We start from the raw sequence: 18,702 nt of genomic DNA, 5'->3' as shown, positions 1-18,702 counted from the left end.
CAAGCTATAACTCATTCCGCCTTAACACTCTTCATCGCTGAGATCTTCAAAGTACCAGTAGCCTAGATTCACCCATTCGGTAAGTTGCGTGAGCAAATCAGCATGGGCTAACCAAGAAGCTAAGACTGCTTTATCCAACTGATTACTATCACATAGTAATGGGATCACTGCGGCCAATTCGGCTGAAAGCTGATACTTATCACCATTAATATAGACAACACCCTGTGCCACATTGATATCAAAATACAAACAGCGCAGTCCGCCGAGGCGAATAAGCGGCTGCTCATCGAGCCAAGAGAGCACTTCGTCTTGCGTGATGTCCAATGGCTCATCGGGTAAATCTAAGGCGCATTTTGACTGAGTTAAATAGCGGCCCGAAAACTCGCTCACCAGTTCATCGGTCAGCATATTGGTCAGTTGGGTGCGTAACCGCGCTAAATCGCCATTATCGACACAACCACTGCGGGTGGTCAGCTCGCGGTCTGGATCTGAAATCTGCTGTGCGCCTAAATCCTGTTCAGACAAATGATCGGCCAAAGCACTTATCATATATTTGGCGGAGGCGGTGCGATAACCCACTGAAAAACTTAACGACTGTTCTAAGGTTATGCCGTCATGGGGGAATCCAGGGGGAATATAAAGGATGTCGCCGGGCAACAACTCAGTATCGATAATCGGGTCAAAAGCTTCGGTGTGCAGCAAAGCGGGATGGGCGGCAAACTCTTTATGCGGCCCCAGATCGCCCACGCGCCAACGGCGACGTCCCGAGCCTTGGCAAATAAACACATCATACAGATCGATATGCGGCCCCACGCCACCGCCTGGCGTCGCAAAACTAACCATCACATCATCTAAACGCCAGCGCGGAATAAAATCAAAGCATTGGATCAAGGCCTCCGCATCGGGCACCCAGTTATTCAAGGCTTGGACTATTAAAGTCCAATCCCGTTCTCCGAGATGATCGTAGGAATCGAAGGGGCCAAATTCCGCCTGCCATTTGCCAGCTTGTTGGTACACCCGCCGAGATTCCACCAGCTCATCCATGGCTAAGCCCGCTAATTCTTCGGGCGAGACTAAATCTTGAAAATGTTTGAATCCTTGGCGGATAACCAAAGGTTTTTTCTGCCAATATTCTGCTAAAAATTGCGCGGGCGTTAAGCCGTTAATATCGAGTTGCATGGGTTGCTCACAAACCAAACTGTTATTCATAGCAGCAAATGCTAACAGGAAGCGAAACCAAGAAAGCTCGACCGGATCAACAAAGCATTAAGTCTTTTGTCAGCATCAATGTGATAGTGAATTTACTAACGTATTGAATTACAATCGGCTTATCAAAAAGCATTTCGCCACAAACAGCGCTAATGCTGACACATCATTTATTGAGTCCACGTAAGATCTATGCCTACATCAGCAGCTAACACTTTGGTCGTGCTCGACTTTGAAACCACGGGGCTATCGCCCAATCAAGGGGACCGCGCGATTGAAATCGGCGCTGTACTGATAGAAGACGGTGTGATCACTCAAAGATTTTCTGAGTTAATGAACCCTGGATTTAGAATAAGTCGCTTTATTGAGGACTACACAGGGATCAGCAATCAAATGCTAAGGGACGCGGCGCCCTGCAATGAAGTGATGGCACGTTTTGCCGACTTTATTGCCGATCACAATTTAGTTGCCCACAATGCGGCATTTGATCAGCGCTTTTTAGATGCGGAGTTTGCCCAAATTCGGCATCGTTATCTTGGGCAATTTGGCTGTTCCTTGCTGGTGGCGAGACGTTTGTATCAAGCGGCACCCAATCATCAGTTAGGTACTTTAGTGCGTTATAAACAGTTGCCAACCGATGGCACTTTTCACCGCGCCTTAGCCGATGCCGAAATGACCGGCCATTTGTGGCTAGCTATGCTGGCAGACCTTCAGCAAGAGTTCGGCGTCAATGCCCCTACCTTTGAGTTACTGCAAAAAATCGCTAAGAAAACCAAAGCAGATGTACCAAAGTTTTTGCGTCAATACGCAGGCAAGTGATCAAAGAACAACGCCGCTAAATGATAGTAAAAAGCCGATATATCCTAGGATTATCGGCTTTGTTCCATCAGCTTAGTTTCAACAGGTAAAATTAACGATTCAATCGGTTGCCGACAAAAACATTATGCTAGCGGTAACGGCTTAAGCGGCGCGCTATCAATGCCGCAGGAGCTGCGAACCACTAAGGTTGTCGGAATAAGCTGCGCACTCACCTCTTGTCCGCGGATAAGTTTGAGTACACTGTCGACTAAGATCTCACCGGCTAATTGGGTGTTCTGCTTAATGGTCGTTAATGGCGGATTAGCAAAACTCGCCACCGGAATATCGTCATATCCCACTACAGCCACTTGCTCTGGGACTGAAATACCCTTTTCTTTCAGCGCCCGAATCGCGCCGATGGCAATCAAATCACTGGCCGCAAATATCGCATCAAACTTAGCGCCTTGGGCAATCAACACCATAGCGGCATCGTAGCCGGAACTTTCTGTGCTGATGGCCGACACTTGCTTAGTGCGATCCACGGGAATATTCGCCGTTTGCAGCGCCTTCACATGGCCTAAATATCTGTCCCTAAACTCAGGGCTATGGCTCGAAGCATCACCTAAAAAGGCAAAAGCGTTGCGGCCAAGGGAAATCAAATGCTCTGTCGCAATCAAGCCGCCTTGATGATTATCACAACCAATCGACAACACAGACTTATTGTTATGCTCGGCGCCCCAAATCACAAAATGGGTATTCTGCGCTAACAGTCGCTCCAGCTTTTGCTCGTAATCCATATAGTCGCCATAGCCGAGCAGAATAATGCCATCGGCTTTATTGCTGTCTTCATAATCGGCGTGCCAATCGCTGGATAATTGCTGAAAAGAAACGAGTAAATCATAACCCTGCTGCGCCGTAGCTCGGGTAATGGAGCCTAGCATTGACAGAAAAAAGGGATTGATTAACGAGTCATCATTGGTGGGGTCTTCACACAATAACAGCGCTAAGGTATGGCTATTTTGGGTGCGAAGATTACTGGCGTTTTTATCAACCTTGTAATTCAGCTCTTTAGCAATGGCTTGAATACGTTGACGGGTCTCTAAATTGACTAACGGACTGTTTCTAAGGGCACGGGAAACCGTAGACTGGGATACGCCAGCACGATAAGCAATATCAATCGAGGTCGCTTTCGATGCCATAGAGAGGAGGTAACCTTAGTGATTATTTTGCGTCGATACTAAAACAGTTCCGCTAACTTGTATAGACGAATGCGTTAACATCCGTCTTACACTTGGATTTTCTGCTTAAATGCCAAGCTGATCGAGCAAATCATCGGCGTCATTATCAATGGCGCGAGTCGCAATGGCGGGTTTGTCGGCCATCTTCACCCAAGGCGAAACATTCGACGTTGAGTCCTTATTACTGCCTATCGTGCTGTGCTGCTCTAACAGGCTGTCGGGGTCGAATTCTTCATCGTAAACAAATTCATCTAAACGAATGAACTCAGTTTTATCCATGGCAAATTCGAGGTAGAAAATATGATTATTTTCAGTTCTAAAGGACACTCTACGGGCGACCGCATCATCTAAGTTAGCATCGATTGAAATAGTTAACTCTTTATTAATCGTCAACATTTTTGGCTGACTTTGGCTGATTGACGTTTGTAATTCTTTTGAAATTTTATTAATAAAATCCCCTAAGATTTGGTTCATCAACTCACCCATCACGTTACTCACTTCATCTGACGTATGCGAAAATGCCAACTCAGATTCAGGCATGCCCATGTTCAGCATGTAGCGACGGTAGATTTCAATCGCCGCCGAAGATGAAAAGTTAATGACGACTAGGCCCGAAAAACCGCCATCAAAAATCGAGAAACAACCAAGATCGGGTTTTAGACGCGTGCGCGCGATACTTTGAACCATACCCGCGTGGGTAACATTACTGGCACTGGTGCTAGAGAGCACGTGGGCGACTGAGTGACATAACTTCAGTAAAATATCATCCGACGTTACGATAGTATTTGTGGTCATAATCGATTCTCAAACTGAATAATGCATTAATCTTGCGCGTAAAAGTGTAAAAAATCAAAATTAAAACAATTGATTAGCCTAATTTAGCAAGGCCGTAAAGTTAACATAATGCTAACTTATTGATATTTAATAGGTCAGATAAAACCTTCAAGGCGCAAGAACTTAAAAAACGGAATAACTTAATAAGAACATGCCCCATAATGCAACAGATTAAAATTCCCTATCATGATTCCCTGCTTTAGATCAAAGAAACTCATATTTTATAACGGCTTTTGCTGAATTTATGTCACAGACGATTCAATTGAGATTGATTCGCAGGTATATTAAGCAACAATTATTAGCCTTTGAGAAACCTAAATGATCACGTTTTTGCGCCGATTTACCATATTGCAACGCTTAATGATGATGCTTCTTATGGCCGCGATAGGGACTGTGTGTTTTGCCAGTTTTTCGATTAAAGAACAGTACAGCAATTTAATTGAGCAGAAATGGCTACAAATAGACGGTCAACTCGCCAGCATGTTAAGCGTGATAGATGTACATCGTCAGGATGCGCTCAAAGGTAAATATAGCGAAGAAGACGCCAAGAAAGCTGCCGCTGAGTTAATCAATCAGACTCGCTATTCTGGCTCAGGCTATTTCATTGTTATTGATGATAATAATCAAATCCTCGCCCACGGTGACAATGCAAGTCTTGTTGGCACCTCAGCATTAACGTTTAAATTACCCAATGGCACTAATCCATTGGCCACTATGCTGCCATTAGCGCGGGCTAAATCTAAAACCACCCTCGAATACCCCATAGCCGATCCTATGACTCGCGCTATCGAAGATAAGCTCGCCGAAGCCCGTTACTACCCACAATGGGGCTGGACAGTGATGACCGGTGCTTATCTCAGTGACGTTAAAGCGAGTTTAAAGTCAGTTATTATCGATTACCTGATTATTATGTTTTTGATTTCAGTGCCGATTTTTGCTTTCTTCCTTGTGCTTAATCATTCCATTACCTCGCCATTGAATGATGCCATTGATGCCCTTGAAGATATTGCCCAAGGCGAAGGCGATTTAAGTCAGCGCATTAATGCCCAAGGTAAAGATGAAATTGCCCATCTTGCCCGCGCCTTTAACATGTTTGCACAAAAAATTGGCGACATGGTCGGCCATTTACAGCCTTTAGGCCAAGCATTAGACACTGACGCCAAACAACTCTTAATTGCAGTTGAAGAGTCCAATCAAAGTGCTGAGCATATCCACAGAGAAACGGGTAGCGTTGCCACCGCAGTCAATCAAATGCTCTCAACCACCCATGAAATGGCGAGCAACACCCAGCAAGCGGCCGATGCGGCGAACAGCGTAAAAGAACAAGCGCAGCAAAGCCAAGTGGTGATTGACAACACGGTCAGCAATACTGAAAAGCTGGTGGCTGAATTAAAAGCCTCTGAAGTTATCACCCAAAAACTGGGTGTCGCCTCACAGCAAATCGGTAGCATTCTCGATGTGATCCGCAGCATTGCCGAGCAGACAAACTTACTCGCCCTTAACGCCGCCATTGAAGCTGCGCGAGCGGGGACCCATGGCCGCGGTTTTGCTGTAGTTGCCGATGAAGTCCGCGCCCTCGCCACTCGCACCCAAGACTCGACCAATGAGATCCAAAAAATCATTAGCGAGATCCAATCTGGTGTCGGCTCAGTGATGAAAAGCAACAATCAAACTCAGCTGCAATCCGATGAGCTGCAAGCCCAAGCCCACGAAGCGGGTAAAGCCATGGCAGCGATTCTGCAATTAATTGCCCATATCAGTGATATGAATACCCAATTAGCCAGCGCCACCGAAGAGCAATCATTAGTGACCGAAGAGATTAATCGAAATATTTGTAATATTTCGGAATTAACGGAAGTATCAGTCAAAGCTAACGAGAGCAACAATCATGCGGCTCAGTCACTGCAAGACATTAGCCAAGACATGTCCCGCACCTTGGGTCAGTTTAAAATCTAACTAAAGTGTCTGGGCTGTGTAAAGGTGTATGACTTGTCGACAGGGGCGCCATAGGGCGCCCTTTTCGTTGCACATGTTTCCGGTAACCCTGGTTAACCGCTAGCTCACCAACAATGAACTTCAACGAAAAAGTCCCATTAACCACAAATTCTCTGTCACGCTAACGTTTGATATGCGGTATGCTTTAGCCTTAAAAATCCAACCGAGACACTGCCATGCGAATGACCTTAGCCGTTCACCCTGAACAGTACACAATTCATAGCTTTAGCCCGAATGCCGTATTGCCCAGTGAGGTTTTTGCACAGGATATGTATTTCATTGGTAAAACCCAAGAAGGTTTATCTTTAGTCATTTCCAGTGAGATGCAACTCGACAGCCTAGAGCAAGAACCGGGCTGGTGTTGTTTTGAAGTGCTCGGGCCACTCGGATTCTCGATGACAGGCATTTTATCTAAAGTGTCTGGCACCTTAGCGGACGAACAAATCAGTATTTTTGCGATTTCCACCTTTGATACCGATTACATCCTCGTGAAAAATAATCGCCTCAAAAGTGCCATCGCCGCCTTGAAAAAACAGGGCTACCACATCATAGAATCGAAAGACGAAGTGTAATACCCCATTAAATATGAGCTCATCCACTATGTACGAAAAATCTGTCACCATTACCGCCAAACATGGGATTCACACCCGCCCTGCAGCTTTACTGGTTAAAGAAGCCAAAACCTTTGACTGCGATGTCATGGTCGAATGTAATGGTAAGCAAGCCAGCGCTAAGAGTCTGTTTAAGCTACAAACTTTAGGGCTATATTCTGGCGTCACGGTAAGAGTGTTTGCCGAAGGTGAACAGGCACAAGCCGCGGTTGAGAAAGTCTCCGAGCTGCTGATCACGCTAAGCTAGGCCTTTATCCTATTTACTAGTGCACTGATTAGCGCACTAATATCTAAGTGCTTACATGTAGATCTTACCGACGAGGGATTAGTTGAAACGGATTCTGTTCGTGCCAATAGTTTACATGCCAACGCTTTACAAACTCAACGCCACTCAACTAGACTCGCTAGCGCTAACGGGCACTCAGTTCAGTGGTTAATTTAGGAAGGGATATGTCAATAACGGGGATTATAGTGTCATCGGGAATTGCCTTTGGTCAGGCACTTCACCTTATTCACACCGAACACCACCTCGATTATCGCCCTATTCCCCTGTCGAAAATTCCCCAACAACAGGGCAAGTTTGCCAAAGCCTTGCAAGAGCTGCAGGCACAATTAACCCACAGCCAAGCTGCGCTCGATAGCGATTCAGAAAATTATCAACTGATCGAAGCCGATTTATTGTTATTGGAAGACGATGAATTAATCGAGCAAGTGAACGATGCGATTCGTACCTTACAACTGTCGGCAAGTGTGGCGGTTGAACGCATATTTGCCCATCAAGCCAACGAGCTGCAATCCCTAGATGATCCCTATTTAGCCAATCGAGCCCAAGATGTACGCTGTTTAGGCCAACGCGTTGTCGCCGCGATCAATGGTCATTTAAACCAAGGGCTCGAAAAACTCGACAGACCCACCATCTTGTTGGCGCAAGATTTAACCCCCGCCGAATTTGCCTTATTGCCGAGGGAAAACCTCTGCGGTATTGTGCTCAAAACTGGCGGTTTAACCAGTCATACGGCGATTTTAGCCCGAGCTGCCGGCATTCCAGCCATCTTAAGTTGTCAGTTTGATGCCGATTCGATCCCCAACGGCACGCCCTTAGTACTCGATGCGCTCAATGGTGAGCTTTGCGTTAATCCTAATCCTGATCAACAGGCAAGACTTACCGTCACCTTTCACCACGAACAGGCAAGACGGGCAGCGCTGCAAACCTATAAGGATGGCCCAGCGCAAACCCAAGATGGCCATATCGTAGGGCTTATGGCCAACGTGGGTAATCTCAACGACATCACCCATGTCAGCGATGTTGGCGCCGATGGTATAGGTTTGTTTCGCACTGAATTTATGTTGATGAACGTCAGCACCCTGCCCGATGAGAAAGCCCAATACAGCTTATATTGCGATGCATTGCACGCTCTGGGCGGTAAAACTTTTACCATCCGCACCTTAGATATCGGTGCTGACAAAGAACTGCCTTGCCTGTGCCAAGAAATAGAAGATAATCCCGCCTTAGGGCTGCGCGGTATTCGCTATACCTTGGCACACCCCGACTTATTTAAAACCCAATTGAGGGCTATTTTGCGCGCCGCAAACCACGGTCCGATCCGCTTGATGTTCCCTATGGTCAATCAAGTCGAAGAATTGGATGAAGTGTTTGCACTGATTGCCCAGTGCCAGGATGCCCTGGAAGAAGAAGAGAAAGGCTACGGTGAACTCAGCTACGGTATCGTTGTCGAAACCCCCGCAGCGGTATTTAACCTCAATGCTATGCTGCCACGACTCGACTTTGTCAGCATTGGCACCAATGATTTAACCCAATATGCAATGGCAGCCGATAGGACAAACCCGCAGCTTACCCGCGACTATCCGTCCCTTTCGCCTGCCATTTTAGCGTTAATTAACATGACAATAGTCCAAGCAAAAGCGGCCAATGTGAAAGTGTCGCTGTGCGGCGAACTCGCCAGTTCACCACAAATTGCACCGCTGTTAATCGGCATGGGGCTGGACGAACTCAGTGTTAACTTAAGCTCACTGTTAGAAGTCAAAGCTGCCATTTGCCAAGGCAACATCCAACAATTTTCGGCGCTGGCGCACACAGCATTACAACAAGATAGAATTGCAGGTCTACAGCAGTGTATAACAAGCTATAAATAGAGACATTTATTCGTTATGCTGCATTACAGAACAAAAACAATGACAAATACAAGCAAAAGAGGCTCTAGATTATGGGATTTTTAAGCCGAATAAGGCGCTTGGTATCGGGCCAGACTCAGTTAGCTGGCGGTATCATGGTATATGCCCCCGTTTCCGGCGATATCGTCGCGATTGAAAAAGTCCCCGATGTGGTTTTTGCTGAGAAGATTGTCGGTGATGGCATTGCCATCGCCCCCAAAGGCGAATTAATTCTTGCGCCTATCGACGGCACCATCGGAAAAATTTTTGAGACAAATCATGCCTTCAGCATTGAGTCTCCCCAAGGTTTAGAATTATTTGTGCACTTTGGCGTCGGCACAGTCGAGCTGAGGGGCAAAGGTTTTAAACGTTTAGCCCAAGAAGGCCAAGAAGTGAAAGTCGGCGATCCGATTTTATCCTTCGATATTGATTATCTTAAAGACCAAGTCGACAGCCTACTCACCCCTGTCGTGCTGGCAAACATGGAAGACGTCAAATACCTAGACAAGGCCCAAGGCAGTGTCACCGCAGGTAAAGACGTGATCTTTACAGTACAGCTCTAATTCAACATGCATCGTTTATCGGTTGTGTTTTGAATAATAAAAGGCTGGCTCATAATTATGAGCCAGCCTTTTACGTTTTTGAAAACCGAGCCTAACACGGTATTTGAATTCGCCAAGCTGTAGCAGTCTCGATACACAGCATTTAGAACAATCCATTTCAGTCGTTTTCACGCTAAGCCATCACGTTAGCAGCAACGAGCTGAGATAGAGTTCTCGTACACTAATCCGCTTTAAACATGGAAAAATCGGGTCGCGGTAGTCTATCCAAAATACTGTACAGATAAATCACTAATACCGAGAGTGCGGCACCGGTCAAAAACAGCCACTGACCGCCAAAATGATCCAATATAATACCGCCGCCAAGGGGCGCGAGCGCAAAGCCTAAGTCATAGAATGAGGCGGCGCCAAAGTAAGCACCCCGAAGATGGTCAGGAGCTAGGCGGTCGATATGCACATTCATAGTGGGGAACAAAATCGTCTCGGCGACACTCATCACCACAATTGCGCCTATCCAGCCCCAAAAAAGATCCAGCGGATTAAATGCCAGCCAGATCTGTGAGCAGATCAGTAACAGCAATCCGATTTGAATCCGTTTGACAAGCGGAAAACGGGCCATGAGTTTCAATAGCAAAAATTGGGTTGAGATAATCACCATAGCATTAGTGAAAATCATGCCAGAGATTAACGTCAGTAAATCAGGCGCACCAGCGCGAGTGAGATATTGGATCAACGAACTGTCCATTTGGGCATAAATGAACATACATAAAATATTGGCGAAAATTAAACATTGCAGCAGTTTATCTTGCAATAGAATGGCGACAATTTGCTTACGGCTCACGACTGCCGCTTTTTTCGTGCTCGTCTCAGTATCACTCAATAAGCCATTCACGCCACGATTAACACCGTCACTTGTCATGCCATTTACACAGCCATTTACACAGTCACATGCACACTCACTTGCACCATCACTTTCAGTGCCACTCGTACCGCCACTTAAATTGTCATTCGATGAGGCGCCAGCCGCCAAAGCCGCATCCTGACGGTTTTGATGGTTAAATCCCCAGTACAACATAATTAACAGCACGGCAAAGGCCACTGCGGTAAGGTAAAAACTGGACTGCTTGCCCGTAAGACCAAGCCATACCCCCAGCATAGGGCCAACGGCGCAGCCTACGTTGACGATGAAATACAGTGACTGCATCGCCAATTCGCGTGTTTTAGGATCGGCAATAATGTCGCCAATAGCCGCCGATGTCAGCGGTCGCCACAGTGAAGTGGCCATAGAGCACAATGTCATCACAACCACATACCCTTCGACAGAATTGGCTTCAGCCAATAACGAAAACGAGATGATATAGAGAATGCCCGTCACGTACATCAGCATATGACGACCGATCCTGTCGGATAATGAGCTACCAACAAAGCTGGTAAATACCGAAATAATCGCGGCGCTGGACAAGACCATGCCGACCTCTGTGGCACTTAGCGCAAATTTCTCATATAAAATAACAGCTAAAAATGGCCATACCATGTAATAACTGCCACGGGTGATAAACGACCCAAACAAAAATATCCACATCAAGCGCGGAAATTGCTTAAATCGCTGCAAAGAAACATCGCTGTGCATTTTAATCCTTTAAAAGTCGCGCTAGAGTCAACGCCAGATATCAAACTGATTTTAATGAAAAAACAATATATACAAGGCATTTAAGTTAAACAAGTGTTAAAAAGTCAAGCCAAAGCAAGGCGATAGCGATTATTATCCCTAGAAAATTAGCGTTTTGTTACTCACCAGATATCGGCAACACATCCCACTTGTGACATGCGCCGCACAATGCCACAATGCCAGCAAAATCAATGCTTGCCAGCCAAGCGTCCATCCACACTGGAGCATCATTTTGACCCTCTACGGTATTAAGAATTGCGATACAGTGCGTAAAGCACGTAAATGGATTGAAAATCATCAACTTCCAGTTCATTTCCATGATTTTAGAGATGACGGCCTATGTCAAGAAGACCTCGAATTCTGGTGTAAAACCTCGGGCTGGGAAACCGTATTCAATAAGCGCAGCACAAGCTTTCGTGCCCTCAGTGACGCAGATAAAACCGATATCGATCAAGCCAAAGCCATTCAACTTATGCTGGCGCAACCGACACTGATCAAACGCCCCGTCTTGGTCGTCGGTGAACAAGTGCTGATTGGCTTTGATGAAGCCGCCTATAAAAGAGTATTTTCACTATGATGCCAGCCGACGATTATCCTGTAACTGAACTAACAAAAGCGCTGATCGCCCGCCCTTCGGTGACGCCACTTGATGAAGGCTGCCAAACCTTAATGGCTGAAAGACTCAGCGCCATCGGCTTTAATATCGAACCTATGGTTTTTGAAGACACCACCAATATGTGGGCTCGCCGTGGTAATGAAGGTCCGGTCTTTTGTTTTGCCGGCCACACAGATGTTGTCCCAACGGGTGATGTGAGCCGCTGGCACACGCCGCCTTTTGTGCCCACCATTATCGATGGCTACTTATATGGCCGCGGCGCCGCGGACATGAAAGGCTCATTGGCGGCTATGGTCATTGCCACCGAACGTTTTGTGGCTAAACATCCCGATCATAATGGCTCAATCGCCTTTTTAATCACCAGCGATGAAGAAGGCCCCTTTATCAACGGTACGACGCGAGTCATTGATACCTTAGAAGCACGCAACGAGAAGATCACCTGGGCATTAGTCGGCGAACCCTCATCAACCCTAAAGCTGGGCGATGTGGTCAAAAATGGTCGCCGCGGCAGTTTAACTGGCAACTTAACCGTGAAAGGCATTCAAGGCCACGTGGCCTATCCACACCTTGCCGATAATCCAATCCACAAAGCCGCGCCTTTCTTGGCCGAGCTAAGTCAAATGCACTGGGATAATGGCAATGAGTTTTTCCCACCCACCAGCTTCCAAATCGCCAATATTAATGGCGGCACAGGTGCATCAAATGTGATCCCTGGCGCACTGGAAGTGATGTTTAACTTCCGTTACTCCACCGAAGTGACCGCCGAAATCTTGATTGAGCGAGTTGAAACTCTATTGAAAGCCTATGAGCTAGATTACGATATCAGCTGGATTTTCAATGGCCTACCATTTTTAACCGGTGATGGCCCATTATTAGATGCAACCCGTATCGCGATCCGCCAAGTCACAGGTTATGAAACCGATCCGCAAACCACAGGCGGCACATCAGACGGTCGCTTTATCGCACCAACGGGTGCCAAAGTGTTAGAGCTTGGCCCTGTCAACGCCACCATTCATAAAGTGAATGAATGCGTTAAAGTGGACGACCTTGAGCAGTTAGCCCTGTGTTATGAAGTCATTTTGGAACAATTACTGTGTTAGCACATCTTAAGATCCGTCCCGAAACCGCAAAGCTTTACGGCTTAAACGCCACTGAATTGGTGGAATATTTAAGTCCGTATCACCATGGGTATCATAGCTTTTGGCTCGAAGCGAACACCGCCATCGCCTTTAATGCGATGGCTCAAAAAGCCAAAGATGCGGGCATAGCACTCGCCATCTGCTCGGCTCATCGTCCCTTTGAGCGGCAACTGGCAATTTGGAACGCCAAGGCTAGCGGTAAACGCGCGGTATTGGATGCCAATGAGCAGGCGGTAAGTATTAAGGGATTGAGTGACGATGCCATCGTCGACTTGATTTTACTCTGGTCGGCGTTGCCCGGCGCTTCACGTCACCATTGGGGTACCGATCTCGATGTGTTCGATGCGGCTCAAATTGATGTTAAAGCCCTGCGCCTTGTTGAAGCTGAATATGTCCAAGCTGGCCCCTGCGCCAAACTGCATGCTTGGCTAGTGGAGAATGCCCATGATTTTGGCTTTTATTTCCCGTTTCAACAGGGACAAAGCGCGGTCAGTCCTGAGCCTTGGCACATCAGCTATTTCCCTGTAGCGCAATTATTGTTGCCACAATTCGATCGTGCCGAACTGGCAATCCTGTTAGAAAACAGTGATATGTTGCTAAAAGATGCGGTACTCGCCCGATTAGACTATCTAGTGGATGAATACGTATTGCGTATCGCTCAGCCTTAGCTGTGGAATAATAGCCGCAGATTTTTGTAAAGGTTAAGCCCAGCGCTCTATCGCCAAAATGGGCGCCAAAATACGGCTTAACATAATGATATATTTAATTAAGTAGGTTTTATGAATTTTTCTGCACACCGTCAGCAGCTCATGATTGCCGGTCGTAAATTAAGTTACCTTGATGTTGGTACAGGGCCTGTATTGTTGTTTGGTCACAGTTATTTGTGGGATAGCGCCATGTGGGCGCCTCAAATTGCCGCGCTAAGTGCCCATTACCGCTGTATCGTGCCAGAACTGTGGGGTCATGGTCAGTCAGATTTACTGCCCGATAATGGTAAAACGCTACTCGATATTGCCGATCACATGTTGGCCTTAATGGATGCCCTCAATATCACTGACTTTAGTGTTATCGGACAATCTGTTGGTGCTATGTGGGGCGCAGAATTGGTACTGAAAGCACCAACAAGGGTTAAAACCCTCGTGATGCTCAACAGCTTTATTGGTTTTGAACCCGAAGTGACCCGCGCGAAATATGATGGCATGCTGGATATGATTACCGCCGCTAAGGCGATTCCTGCGCCGCTTATCAGTGCGATTTCACCTTTGTTCTTCGCAAACAATGCCGCGCAAAACACACCTGAACTGGTCACTGACTTTGAACACTCACTTGCCACAATCTCAGCAGAAAAAATTCCCACGATAGTGAAACTGGGACGAATGATTTTTGGTCGTCGCGATACTATGGAAGATGCCGAGCAGCTAACGCTGCCTTGCCTTATCATGGCGGGCGTTGAGGATAAAGCACGCAGTGTGCTAGAAAGCTACCTAATGAGCGATGCCATCGATGGCAGTCAGTTGGTGCACATTCCTGCGGCGGGACATATCTCGACCCTTGAACAAGCCGAATTTATTAATCAACTCTTAGCCGATTTTCTCGCTAAACATCACTAATCTGTTGCTAAATACCGTCACTCAATAAAATCTTCAAGATGAGGACATTCGCATCTTGAAGACAGCTATTTCAGCTTAATCCACATCATCAATACCGAACCCAGGTTCAATCCCTATTTATCCCATGCATACATTGGGCTTTAGCTGATTTTGCTTCGCAGATTAGCCCACTCACCTTTCAAAGACTTCCCCATAAAATCTGCATTAACAAATAGAAATCACCATTTTGTCGTCAGCGCCTCAAAAAATGTTGCATAAAGGTGAAATCTACTATTTATCAACTACCTTTATTACTGTATTCCCTCAACAAGGTATTCTGCCATGAGAAAAAGTACAGTTGCCCTCTGCGTGCTCAGCACACTTTATATGCCGTCTCTTTATGCCGATGTTCAAATAAATGGATTTGCCTCTATTGTCGCGGGTTCGAGTCTCAGTGACGATAAAAGCTATTATGACTATGACAAAGAGCTCAACTTTAATAACGATTCAAAAGTTGCCTTACAATTTACCGCCGATCTGGGCAGTGGCTTAAGAGCCACGGCGCAAGTGCTATCCCGAGGCAATAACGATTACAGTGCCGAATTTGAATGGGCTTATATCTCCTATGACATCAGCGACAAACTTATGCTCATGGCGGGCCGCCAACGCTTTAACCTCTATAAATACTCTGATTATATTGACGTAGGCTATGCCTATCACTGGATCACCCCGCCCCGCGGCGTTTATTCACTGCCATTTAATTCAGGCGAAGGTGTCGGCTTAGTATATTCCGATTTATGGGGCGATACCGAAGTCGGTTTGACCTATAAGTATATTACGACTTCTGTTTCTGACTATGCACCTATAGGTTCATCAACACCTCCCGCGCCCTTCTCCGCCGAGGGCCACATAATGAACTTCAACTTTGTAACCTCAGGGTTTGAGTACGGCTTGAATATCGGCATAGTGACTGATTTCTCCTACGAGTTACCTGCTCTGCTGGGCCTAGGCGATGCGATTGCCCAAACAGGGTTATTTAGTCAGCAAGTGGTAGATGATCTTTTACCCATTAACGACAGCGCGTTACTCATAGGTGCTAACGTTAAATATGATGCGGGTAAATGGTTTATCTTGGCTGAATACACCCGAATTGACGTCGATCCCAGTAGCTTTAATATTCAAGATTCAGCCTTTGTTTCCGGCGGGATCCGCTATAAAGATTTCACTTTTCATTTAACCTACGGTATTGACAAAGGTGATCCACAATACGATGCCTATGACGGCATGTTACCGCTATACAATAGTCTGCCACCAGCAAACCAAGCTGCGTTAGCGCCTCTGGTTTTCGGTACAAAAGCAGCGCTTGAAGCACAGCAAGAAGACAGCGCCTACTACATCATAGGAACACGCTGGGATTTCCATCCCTCAGCCGCACTAAAACTGGAGTACACCAACTACAGCAATGACAAACCGTCCTCCGATGAACAGTTGCTGAGTATGGCAATAGACTTAGTTTTTTAAGGAGTTAAACATGAAACTATTAATAAGATCTCGGTTGATGATGAAAACCTTAGTTGCTAGTGCACTTTTACTTGGCAGTGCCTATGTGCAAGCCGAAGTTGCCGTCGTGGTACATCCTTCAAATACATCCGAAATTAGTGCTGCGGATATTTCACGTATCTATTTAGGTAAACTCAAGTCTTTCCCCAATGGAGGGACTGTGGTTGCGCTCGATCAGCCCGAAGGCTCACCCGCTCGTGATGCCTTCGTGAAGCAAATCCTCAATAAAACTGAGAGTCAGCTCAAAGCCTATTGGTCAAAACTGGTCTTTTCAGGCCAAGGTCAACCACCCAAAGTCGTCGACTCGAGCGCTGAAATGCTCTCATTGATTGCCGCCAATCCCAATATGATCGGGTTTGTTGACGTCAGCGAGGTGAACGATAGCGTAAAAGTGATCAGTAAGTTCTAACCCATACTGCATCATCCTTGTCCGCCTTAATTTTTAGCGGACAAGGCGTTCACTCAGTTTTAGTGCAATATCACCCCCAAACACGCTAACAAATGGCGCTTAGATCCCCAGAGGGAACCAATTCATTTGCAGAACTATTAATAAAAAATAATCTCGATTCCTCAATATCCCGATTCAAACCTTAATTGGATAGACCAGCAGAGCCAATTTTGCTGGTATACTCTTGCTAAAAATGTGCTGCTTGCATGAATTAGAGCATGAGAAGACATTTTATATGTCAATAAAACAATAGGTTAAAATGAAACTACTCAAACCTTTATTCGACAATAACCGCCGCTGGGCCGGACGTATACGCCAAGAAAATCCTGATTTTTTTGAACAATTAGCGAAACAGCAACATCCTGAATACCTGTGGATTGGCTGCTCAGATAGTCGCGTACCCTCAAACCAAATCATTGATCTTATGCCCGGTGAAGTCTTTGTTCACCGTAATATCGCCAACATGGTGATCCATACCGATCTTAACTGCTTATCTGTACTGCAATACGCCGTCGATGTGCTCAAGGTGAAGCATATTATGGTGGTGGGTCACTACGGCTGTGGTGGTGTGCGCGCGGCCATGGGTCAGCAACGCTTAGGACTCATCGATAACTGGCTCGGGCATTTACGTGATATCTATCGTATTTATCAGGAAGAATTACAACAGATGGACGAAGCCAAACGTTTTGATCGCCTGTGCGAGCTAAACGTGATTGAGCAGGTTGCTAATGTGACCAGTTCAACCATAGTGCAAGAAGCTTGGGATCGCGGCCAAGAAGTGGCGGTACACGGCTGGATTTACGGCATTGATAACGGTTTACTGACAGATTTAGATGTCACGGTTGACCGTGAACATGGTTTAGCTAATCCACGCTAACGGCCTGAATATAGGCTTTTAACCCTTAGCTGAGTGTCATCAATGCTCAGATAAAACCTGCCCCTGTGCAGGTTTTTCTTTTTCCATGACAATTTTCAGCAATAAAACATCGCAAGGGTCTATTACGCCAGTTATAATCCGCCAGTTAATTGCAGGCGACATATGCGCCACAAATTCTAAGGAGATACCTTCCATGCCCGGTTTTGAATTATTTGGTCCTGAAGAGAAGCAGGAAGTCGCTGACGTTATGGAAAACGGTTTTACCTTCCGTTACAACTTCGACCATATGCGTAATGATCGCTGGAAGACGCGCGATATGGAGCAACTGCTTTGCGAGAAGATGAACGTGAAGCATGCTCACCTTTTATCAAGCGGTACTGCTGCGCTGCAAACGGCCATGATGGCTGCAGGCATTGGTGCTGGCGATGAAGTTATCGTGCCACCTTTTACCTTTGTAGCCTCAGTTGAAGCGATTTTTATGGCAGGCGCTATTCCGATTTTTGCCGAAATCGATGAGACATTGTGTTTATCTCCAGAAGGTATCGAAGCCGCGATTACCCCACGCACTAAAGCGATTAACTTAGTGCACATGTGCGGTTCTATGGCGAAGATGGACGAGATCAAAGCCGTCTGTAAAAAACATAACTTACTGATTTTAGAAGATGCTTGCCAAGCCATCGGTGGTAGCTACAAGGGCCAAGCCCTAGGTACTATCGGGGATGTGGGTTGTTACTCATTCGATTCAGTCAAAACCATCACCTGTGGTGAAGGTGGCGCTGTGATCACTAACAACACAGAAATCTACAACAATGCGCACATGTTCTCCGATCACGGCCATGACCATATTGGTAAAGACCGCGGTGCAGAGTCACACCCTATCATTGGCTTGAACTTCCGTATTTCGGAAATGAATGCCGCCTTAGGATTAGCGCAGTTACGTAAACTCGATACCATTATCGATATTCAACGTAAAAACAAAAAGACCATTAAAGATGCAATGGCCGCTATCCCAGAAGTCACCTTCCGCCAGATCCCAGATCCAGAAGGCGACTCGGCTGGCTTCTTAACCTTTATGTTGCCAACCGAAGCGCGCACGCAAGAAATCAGCAAAAAACTGGCTGAAAACGGCGTTGATGGCTGCTTCTACTGGTATGTAAACAACTGGCATTATTTGAAAAACTGGAAACACATTCAGGAGCTTAAGGCATCTGCTGCGTTGCCAATCACATTAATCGCCGACAGACCTGACTATACTCAAGTTTCTGTGCCTAAATCCGATGCCATTATGAGCCGCACGATTTCTATGCTCATCAAGTTGTCTTGGACCGATGCTCAGATCGCCGAGCGTATCGAAAACATCAAGAAAGCATTTGCCCAATAATTCTACGGG

General features: G+C 46.3%; 18 protein-coding genes. 14 read left to right on the top strand and 4 right to left on the bottom strand.

Annotated elements, in window-relative coordinates; translation table 11 throughout:
- Positions 1 to 21: 21 nt before the first annotated feature.
- Entirely contained in the window at positions 22 to 1,179 is a 1,158-nt protein-coding gene (locus Q4Q52_RS04385; protein WP_311990093.1) for a cupin domain-containing protein, read from the bottom strand.
- Positions 1,180 to 1,398: 219 nt separating this feature from the next.
- Here Q4Q52_RS04385 and Q4Q52_RS04380 point away from each other — a divergent pair, with 219 nt between their 5' ends.
- The gene (locus Q4Q52_RS04380; RefSeq protein WP_115334511.1) at positions 1,399 to 2,025 is read left to right on the top strand and encodes a PolC-type DNA polymerase III; all 627 of its coding nucleotides are present in this window, start codon (positions 1,399 to 1,401) and stop codon (positions 2,023 to 2,025) included.
- A 122-nt stretch (positions 2,026 to 2,147) separates the two neighbouring features.
- On the opposite strand, the gene Q4Q52_RS04375 is transcribed toward Q4Q52_RS04380, so the two are convergent.
- Positions 2,148 to 3,203: a LacI family DNA-binding transcriptional regulator gene (locus Q4Q52_RS04375; protein WP_006081815.1), complete on the bottom strand. Its 1,056-nt coding sequence runs from the start codon at positions 3,201 to 3,203 to the stop codon at positions 2,148 to 2,150.
- A 105-nt stretch (positions 3,204 to 3,308) separates the two neighbouring features.
- The gene (locus tag Q4Q52_RS04370) at positions 3,309 to 4,037 is read right to left on the bottom strand and encodes a DUF3334 family protein (RefSeq protein WP_011846921.1); all 729 of its coding nucleotides are present in this window, start codon (positions 4,035 to 4,037) and stop codon (positions 3,309 to 3,311) included.
- A gap of 357 nt (positions 4,038 to 4,394) precedes the next feature.
- Between Q4Q52_RS04370 and Q4Q52_RS04365 the strand changes: the two genes are divergently transcribed.
- The 5 genes from Q4Q52_RS04365 to crr all read left to right on the top strand — a co-directional run bounded on the left by Q4Q52_RS04365 (position 4,395) and on the right by crr (position 9,417).
- Positions 4,395 to 6,032, top strand: a complete 1,638-nt coding sequence (locus Q4Q52_RS04365; protein ID WP_006086816.1) for a methyl-accepting chemotaxis protein — start codon at positions 4,395 to 4,397, stop codon at positions 6,030 to 6,032.
- Between the two features lie 215 nt (positions 6,033 to 6,247).
- Positions 6,248 to 6,643, top strand: a complete 396-nt coding sequence (locus Q4Q52_RS04360) for an ACT domain-containing protein (RefSeq protein ID WP_006086817.1) — start codon at positions 6,248 to 6,250, stop codon at positions 6,641 to 6,643.
- Between the two features lie 28 nt (positions 6,644 to 6,671).
- Positions 6,672 to 6,929 (top strand): HPr family phosphocarrier protein, encoded by a 258-nt coding sequence (locus Q4Q52_RS04355; protein WP_006081819.1) that lies wholly within the window; start codon positions 6,672 to 6,674, stop codon positions 6,927 to 6,929.
- Between the two features lie 203 nt (positions 6,930 to 7,132).
- Complete coding sequence (gene ptsP / locus Q4Q52_RS04350) at positions 7,133 to 8,836, top strand: phosphoenolpyruvate--protein phosphotransferase (protein WP_226060151.1); 1,704 nt, start codon at positions 7,133 to 7,135, stop codon at positions 8,834 to 8,836.
- A 71-nt stretch (positions 8,837 to 8,907) separates the two neighbouring features.
- Positions 8,908 to 9,417 carry a PTS glucose transporter subunit IIA gene (gene crr, locus Q4Q52_RS04345; RefSeq protein ID WP_006081821.1) on the top strand — a complete coding sequence of 170 codons (510 nt, stop codon included), beginning with the start codon at positions 8,908 to 8,910 and terminating at the stop codon, positions 9,415 to 9,417.
- A 220-nt stretch (positions 9,418 to 9,637) separates the two neighbouring features.
- Here crr and Q4Q52_RS04340 read toward each other — a convergent pair whose 3' ends face one another.
- A complete protein-coding gene (locus Q4Q52_RS04340; RefSeq protein ID WP_311989918.1) occupies positions 9,638 to 11,044 on the bottom strand; it encodes an MFS transporter in 1,407 nt (468 codons plus the stop codon).
- Between the two features lie 271 nt (positions 11,045 to 11,315).
- Between Q4Q52_RS04340 and Q4Q52_RS04335 the strand changes: the two genes are divergently transcribed.
- The 8 genes from Q4Q52_RS04335 (at position 11,316) to kdnA (ending at position 18,693) form a co-directional block, all read left to right on the top strand.
- Positions 11,316 to 11,660, top strand: coding sequence for an ArsC family reductase (locus Q4Q52_RS04335; RefSeq protein WP_311990092.1), 345 nt, complete (start codon positions 11,316 to 11,318; stop codon positions 11,658 to 11,660).
- Positions 11,660 to 12,799, top strand: a complete 1,140-nt coding sequence (gene dapE, locus Q4Q52_RS04330) for a succinyl-diaminopimelate desuccinylase (protein ID WP_311990091.1) — start codon at positions 11,660 to 11,662, stop codon at positions 12,797 to 12,799. Before Q4Q52_RS04335 ends, dapE begins: the two co-directional genes overlap by 1 nt.
- Positions 12,793 to 13,506, top strand: a complete 714-nt coding sequence (locus tag Q4Q52_RS04325; RefSeq protein ID WP_311989917.1) for a M15 family metallopeptidase — start codon at positions 12,793 to 12,795, stop codon at positions 13,504 to 13,506. Before dapE ends, Q4Q52_RS04325 begins: the two co-directional genes overlap by 7 nt.
- Positions 13,507 to 13,617: 111 nt before the next feature.
- Positions 13,618 to 14,448: an alpha/beta fold hydrolase gene (locus Q4Q52_RS04320; RefSeq protein WP_311989916.1), complete on the top strand. Its 831-nt coding sequence runs from the start codon at positions 13,618 to 13,620 to the stop codon at positions 14,446 to 14,448.
- A 321-nt stretch (positions 14,449 to 14,769) separates the two neighbouring features.
- Entirely contained in the window at positions 14,770 to 15,948 is a 1,179-nt protein-coding gene (locus Q4Q52_RS04315) for a porin (RefSeq protein WP_311987827.1), read from the top strand.
- A gap of 10 nt (positions 15,949 to 15,958) precedes the next feature.
- A complete protein-coding gene (locus tag Q4Q52_RS04310; RefSeq protein ID WP_311899266.1) occupies positions 15,959 to 16,396 on the top strand; it encodes a phosphate ABC transporter substrate-binding protein in 438 nt (145 codons plus the stop codon).
- Positions 16,397 to 16,694: 298 nt separating this feature from the next.
- On the top strand, positions 16,695 to 17,312 hold the full coding sequence (can, locus tag Q4Q52_RS04305) for a carbonate dehydratase (protein WP_028760064.1): 618 nt from the start codon (positions 16,695 to 16,697) through the stop codon (positions 17,310 to 17,312).
- A gap of 193 nt (positions 17,313 to 17,505) precedes the next feature.
- Entirely contained in the window at positions 17,506 to 18,693 is a 1,188-nt protein-coding gene (gene kdnA / locus Q4Q52_RS04300) for an 8-amino-3,8-dideoxy-alpha-D-manno-octulosonate transaminase KdnA (RefSeq protein ID WP_028760065.1), read from the top strand.
- Positions 18,694 to 18,702 lie beyond the last annotated feature (9 nt).

Origin of the sequence: Shewanella sp. SP1S2-4 (genome assembly GCF_031932075.1) — a bacterium.
In the GTDB taxonomy this organism is placed as follows: Bacteria; Pseudomonadota; Gammaproteobacteria; order Enterobacterales; family Shewanellaceae; genus Shewanella; species Shewanella baltica.
This window is presented reverse-complemented; position numbering and strand designations above follow the sequence as displayed.

Bases quoted from the DNA above. Each gene is read 5' to 3' on its own strand.
- Q4Q52_RS04385 (WP_311990093.1), bottom strand. From the start codon at position 1,179: ATGCAACTCGATATTAACGGCTTAACGCCCGCGCAATTTTTAGCAGAA.
- Q4Q52_RS04380 (WP_115334511.1), top strand. From the start codon at position 1,399: ATGCCTACATCAGCAGCTAACACTTTGGTCGTGCTCGACTTTGAAACC.
- Q4Q52_RS04375 (WP_006081815.1), bottom strand. From the start codon at position 3,203: ATGGCATCGAAAGCGACCTCGATTGATATTGCTTATCGTGCTGGCGTA.
- Q4Q52_RS04370 (WP_011846921.1), bottom strand. From the start codon at position 4,037: ATGACCACAAATACTATCGTAACGTCGGATGATATTTTACTGAAGTTA.
- Q4Q52_RS04365 (WP_006086816.1), top strand. From the start codon at position 4,395: ATGATCACGTTTTTGCGCCGATTTACCATATTGCAACGCTTAATGATG.
- Q4Q52_RS04360 (WP_006086817.1), top strand. From the start codon at position 6,248: ATGCGAATGACCTTAGCCGTTCACCCTGAACAGTACACAATTCATAGC.
- Q4Q52_RS04355 (WP_006081819.1), top strand. From the start codon at position 6,672: ATGTACGAAAAATCTGTCACCATTACCGCCAAACATGGGATTCACACC.
- ptsP (WP_226060151.1), top strand. From the start codon at position 7,133: ATGTCAATAACGGGGATTATAGTGTCATCGGGAATTGCCTTTGGTCAG.
- crr (WP_006081821.1), top strand. From the start codon at position 8,908: ATGGGATTTTTAAGCCGAATAAGGCGCTTGGTATCGGGCCAGACTCAG.
- Q4Q52_RS04340 (WP_311989918.1), bottom strand. From the start codon at position 11,044: ATGCACAGCGATGTTTCTTTGCAGCGATTTAAGCAATTTCCGCGCTTG.
- dapE (WP_311990091.1), top strand. From the start codon at position 11,660: ATGCCAGCCGACGATTATCCTGTAACTGAACTAACAAAAGCGCTGATC.
- Q4Q52_RS04320 (WP_311989916.1), top strand. From the start codon at position 13,618: ATGAATTTTTCTGCACACCGTCAGCAGCTCATGATTGCCGGTCGTAAA.
- Q4Q52_RS04315 (WP_311987827.1), top strand. From the start codon at position 14,770: ATGAGAAAAAGTACAGTTGCCCTCTGCGTGCTCAGCACACTTTATATG.
- Q4Q52_RS04310 (WP_311899266.1), top strand. From the start codon at position 15,959: ATGAAACTATTAATAAGATCTCGGTTGATGATGAAAACCTTAGTTGCT.
- can (WP_028760064.1), top strand. From the start codon at position 16,695: ATGAAACTACTCAAACCTTTATTCGACAATAACCGCCGCTGGGCCGGA.
- kdnA (WP_028760065.1), top strand. From the start codon at position 17,506: ATGCCCGGTTTTGAATTATTTGGTCCTGAAGAGAAGCAGGAAGTCGCT.